Source organism: Streptomyces boncukensis, assembly GCF_011045075.1.
Taxonomy (GTDB): Bacteria; Actinomycetota; Actinomycetes; order Streptomycetales; family Streptomycetaceae; genus Streptomyces; species Streptomyces boncukensis.
Genome location: NZ_JAAKZZ010000485.1, coordinates 1 through 5,538 on the forward strand (window position 1 = coordinate 1; position 5,538 = coordinate 5,538).

The following is a 5,538-nucleotide window of genomic DNA, read 5'->3' on the forward strand; positions in this document are numbered from 1 at the left end:
CCCACCACACCCACACCCCCGGCCACATAGCCGACCTGCCCACCTACCCCTTCCAGCACGAGAACTACTGGCTCACCCCGCAAACCGGGGTGTCCGAAGACTCGCCGTTCTGGGAGATGGTGGAGCGCCAGGACGCCGACGAGGTGGCGGCAGCACTGCGGATCGCGGACGGCGACTCCCTCCGGGAGATCCTGCCCGCCCTCTCCCGCTGGCGTGAACTCGACACGAGCCGATCGCTCCTGAACCGCCGCCGCTACCGCATCGCCTGGGAGCCGTTCCCCGACCCGGGGGCGCCGATCCTGTCGGGCGACTGGCTGGTGGTCGGTGACGGCGCGGGACCAGCGGAACTGATGGCGGACGTGGCAGCCGTGCTCAACCAGCTCGGTGCGCGCGCGATCGTGACCGACGCGACCGATGCGAAGGGGGTGGCGGAAATCGCCTCCGGTGGACGGGTCGCCGGAGTGCTGTCCTTCCTCGCCCTGGACGAACAGCCCCACCCCGAGTATCCGGCGGTGCCCCGCGGGCACGCGCGCACGATCGAACTGATCCAGGCGCTGGACGCGAACGACATCGACGCACGGCTGTGGTGCGTGACCCGCGACGCGGTGGCGGTGGGCGACGAGGACCTGGTCACCGGGTTCAGCCAGGGTCTGGCGTGGGGGCTGGGTCACGTCATGGCGATGGAGTACCCGGACCGGTGGGGAGGTCTGCTGGACCTGCCGACCGCAGTAGGCGACGGCGAGGTGCGCGCCCTCGTCGCCGCGCTGGGCGGTTCGGCGGCTGAGGACCAGTTCGCTGTCCGCGAGGCGGGGACCTTCGTACGGCGGCTGGTTCCGGCCCCGGTGACGGAGGCCGATGCCTGGCGTCCTGCGGGGACGGTTCTGATCACCGGCGGCACCGGTGCGATCGGGGCCCAGGTGGCGCGCTGGGCGGCGGGCCAGGGCGCTGACCACGTGGTGCTGGTCAGCCGTACCGGTTCGGAGGCCCAGGGCGTGTCCGAGCTGACGGCGGAGATCGAGGCCCTGGGCGCCGCGGTGACGGTGGCCGCGTGCGACGCGACCGACCGCGAGGCGCTGGCCGCGCTGATCGGGGAACACCCGCCGGACGCCGTGGTGCACACGTCCGTCGTCCTGGACGACGGTCCGCTCAGCTCGTTGACCACCGACCAGATCGACCGTGTGCTGCGGGCCAAGGCGACGGCCGCGGTCAACCTCCACGAACTCACCCGGCATCGCGAGCTGTCCGCCTTCGTGCTGTTCTCGTCGGTGGGCAGTGTGCTCGGACTCGCCGGTCAGGGGAACTACGCGCCGGGCAACGCCTTCCTGGACGCGCTGGCCCATCGACGGCGTGCCGAGGGGCTGCCCGCCACCTCCATCGCGTGGGGCAGCTGGGGCGGCGCCGGGCTCGCCTACCTGCCGTCCGTCGCCGACACCCTGCGCAGACACGGAATGTCCAGAATGGAACCGGAGTTCGCGGTGAGCGCGCTGGCCTCGGCGACCTCGTCGCCGTTCCTGGTCGTGGCGGACATCGACTGGGAACGGGTCCCGACCGCGTTCGCCACGCCCCTCGTCGCCGGCCTGGTGCCCGCACCGCCCCCGCAGGAGCAGGCGTCAGGAATCGTCGAACGCCTCAAGCCGCTGCCCGAACCCGAACGGATCGCGGAGATGTCACGGGAGGTGCGAGGGCATCTCGCGGCGGTGCTGGGCCACGCGGACTCGGACCGGATCTCCGCCGACCAGGCATTCACCGAGATGGGCCTGGACTCGATGACCGTGATCGAGCTGCGGAACCGCCTCACCGCCGCGACGGGGCTGCGGCTGCCCGCGACGGTCGTCTTCAACCATCCCACCGTGACCGCCCTCGGGAAGTACCTGCTGGAGCGGCTGCTGAAGACGGACGAGGGGCCCGTCGGCGGGCCGCTGTCCGAGCTGGGACGCCTGGAGGCGGCGCTGGCGGAGCGGCCCGCCGAGCCGCAGGTCCGCGAGCAGGTGACCACCCGGCTGCGGACGCTGCTGCGTCAGCTGGAGCCGGACGCCGCCGACGGCGACCTGGCGGCGGTGAGTAGCGAGGAGCTGCTCGCGCTCATCGACGAGGAGTTCCACGAGGAGGGGGCGTCGGATGACTGACGAACAGCGGCTGCTGGGCTATCTCAAGCGGGTCACGGCAGACCTGCGGCAAGCGCGTCAGGACCTCGCGGCGCTCAGCGAACCGGTCGCCGTCGTGGGCATGGCCTGCCGCTTCCCCGGTGGCGTCCACTCGCCGGAACAGCTGTGGGACCTCCTCGTCAGCGGGGGCGACGGAATGGGATCGGCGCCCACGGGGCGCGGATGGGACCTGGAGTCGCTCCACGACCCGGACCCGCAGCGAGTCGGGACCACCTACGCCCGCGGCGGCGGCTTCCTGGACGACCCCGGCAGCTTCGACGCGCGGTTCTTCGGAATCGCTCCCCGGGAGGCCATGGCTGCCGACCCGCAGCAGCGCGTGCTGCTGGAGACCGCCTGGGAGACCCTCGAACGCGCGGCGGTCCCCGCCGACTCCCTGCGCGGGCAGCGCGTCGGGGTCTTCGTCGGCACGAACGGCCAGGACTACGCGACCGTGCCGAAGCCGCCGGACATCGAGGGCTATTCGGCGACCGGCAACTCGGCCGGGATGATGTCCGGGCGCATCTCCTACGCCTTCGGTTTCGAGGGGCCGGCGATGACGGTGGACACGGCGTGCTCGTCGTCCCTGGTGGCCCTCCACCTGGCGGTCCAGGCGCTGCGGAACGGCGAGTGCTCGCTGGCGCTGGCCGGCGGTGCCACGGTGATGGCCTCACCGAACCTCTTCATCGAGTTCGCACGCCAGCGCGGACTGTCGCCGGACGGCCGGTGCAAGGCGTTCGCCGCGGCCGCCGACGGGGCCGGCTTCTCCGACGGCGTCGGGATGCTGCTGGTGGAGCGGCTGTCCGACGCCGAACGCCACGGACACCCCGTGCTGGCCGTGATCCGCGGGAGCGCGGTGAACTCGGACGGCGCGTCCAACGGCCTGACGGCGCCCAGCGGCACGGCGCAGGAGAAGGTCATCCGCGCGGCGCTGGAGAGCGCGGCGCTGGGTCCGTCCGATGTCGACGCCGTCGAGGCGCACGGCACCGGCACGACGCTGGGAGATCCGATCGAGGCGGCGGCGCTGCTGGCCACCTACGGACGGGGCCGGACGGAACCGCTGTGGCTGGGCGCGGTGAAGTCGAACATCGGCCATACCCAGGCGGCTGCCGGGGTCGCCGGTGTGATCAAGATGGTGCTGGCGCTCGGCAAGGGCGTACTGCCCCGGACCCTGCACATCGACAGCCCCACACCGCATGTGGCATGGGACGAGGGCGGGGTCCGGCTCCTGACGGAGAACCGGACGTGGCCCGAGCCGGGCAGGCCGCGGCGCGCCGGGATCTCGTCGTTCGGAGTGAGCGGGACGAACGCGCACCTGATACTCGAACAGGCGCAGCCCCCCGACCGTGGCGCGGCAGCCGAGGACCGGACCGTGCCGTGGGTGCTGTCGGCGCGCACCGAGCCGGCACTGCGCGAGCAGGCCCGGCGGCTGTCCTCGGCGCTGGACGAGGGGACGTCGGTGGTGGACGTCGGGTACTCGCTGGCCGTATCCCGTGCGCTGCTGGAGCGCCGGGCGGCGGTGGTGGCCGAGGACGCCGAAGGGTTCCGGACGGCGCTCGACGCGCTGGCCGGCGGCGGCACCGACGACCGGCTGCTGATCCGGCGCGACGGCGACGGCCCGTCAGCCGGCCGACTCGGTCTGCTGTTCTCCGGCCAGGGCGGTCAGCGGCTCGGCATGGGCAAGGAGCTCTACGAGGCGTTCCCGGTGTTCGCCGAAGCGTTCGACGCGGCCTGCGCGTTCCTGGAACCGGAGATCCGGGACATCGCGTGGACCGACCCGGAGCGGCTGTACCAGATCCGGTTCGCTCAGCAGGCGCTGTTCGCGTTCCAGGTGGCACTGACCCGGCTGCTGGAGTCCTGGCAGCTCACCCCCGAGTGGATCGTCGGCCAGTCCGTCGGGGAGGTGGCGGCGGCACACATCGCCGGAGTGCTGAGCCTGGAGGACGCCTGCACCCTGGTGTCGCACCGGGCCCGGCTGATGCAGCGGTGCCGGAGCGACGGCGCCATGGTGGCGATTCACGCTCCCGAGGAGGAGGTGCACAAGCACCTGTCGGACCGGGTGGCACTCGCCGCGGTCAACGGTCCGCAGTCAGTGGTGATCTCCGGTGACAAGGACGCCGTGGCCGGCGTCGCGGAACGGATCGAGGCACAGGGCTGGAAGAGCACCTCGCTCCGGATCAGCCACGCGTCCCACTCCCCGCACATGGACGAGATCCTCGACGAGTTCGCGGAGGTCGTCGGCAAGCTGTCCTACCGGCAACCCGACACTCCGATGATGCCGACGTCCGAGGGCGACATCAGCACCCCCGAGTACTGGGTGCGCCAGCTCCGCAGGCCCGTACGGTTCAGCCAGGCGATCGAGTCCGTGGGAACGCGAGGCATCGACACCTATCTGGAGATCGGCCCGGACGCCGCACTGGCCGTGGTGGGGGAGGACTGCGACCCTTCGGCCGAGTTCCTGCCGAGCCAGCGCGCGGGGTGCCCCGAAGTCGAGGCGCTGACCAGGGCGCTGGCCGCGCTGCGGATGGCGGATGTCGGCTGGGACTGGAACGCGGCCTTCCCGGGCGGGCGACTCGTCGACCTGCCGACGTACGCGTTCGAGCGGGAGCGGCACTGGCCCCCGCCCATGGCCGTCGTGGACCTCGGCGACGGCGTCCATCCGCTGCTGAACCGGATGGTGGAGATCGCGGATGACGGGTGCGTGCTGACCGGGGAGGTCTCGCTGGAGGCCGCTCCGTGGCTGGCCGACCACGTCTTCCTGGGCGCCACCGTCATGCCCGCCACGGCGCTCGTCGAGATGGCCACGGCCGCCGGCCGTCTGCAGGGCTGCGCCCGGCTCGCCGACTTCACCCTGCGGGCCCCGCTGGTGCTGCGGCACGAATCATCCGTGACCGTCCAGGTGCGCGTCGGGCCGGAGGCCGACGGCGCAAGGCCGGTGTCGATTTCGTCCCGGTCCGAGGACACGGAGGAGTGGGCGCGTATCGCCGAGGGCCGGCTCGCCGAGGCCGCACCGGCCGTCGGCGACCTCGTGGTCTGGCCCCCGCCGGGAGCGACCGAGGTGGACCTCGCCGACACCTACCCCGCACTGGCCGAAGCCGGATACGCCTACGGCCCCGCGTTCCGGGGGCTGCGCTGCGCGTGGCGGTCGGGCGAGGAGGTGTATGCGGAGGTCGCTCTGCCGGAGGAGGTGGAGGCGTCCGGTTTCGCGGTGCACCCGGCGCTTCTCGACGCCGCGCTGCACATGTCCATCGGAACCGATGACGAGCCCCGCATGCCCTTGTCCTTCGACGGCGCGACGCTCGCGGACCCCGGGGGTTCGCCCGTCCGGGAGCTCCGTGTCCGCATCACCCCGGCGGGCCCCGATGCGGTCTCCGTGGTGGTGGGGGATGTGGGGGGT

Annotated in this window: 1 protein-coding gene and 1 pseudogene; both read left to right on the top strand. The window is 72.6% G+C overall.

Annotated elements, in window-relative coordinates; all coding sequences use genetic code 11:
- A partial coding sequence (locus G5C65_RS30175; RefSeq protein ID WP_165302227.1) for an SDR family NAD(P)-dependent oxidoreductase occupies nucleotides 1-2,126 on the top strand: 2,126 nt, incomplete at its 5' end.
- Nucleotides 2,119-5,538 (top strand): annotated as a pseudogene (locus G5C65_RS30180) (type I polyketide synthase); the annotation flags it as partial. The gene G5C65_RS30175 and the pseudogene G5C65_RS30180, both read left to right, overlap by 8 nt.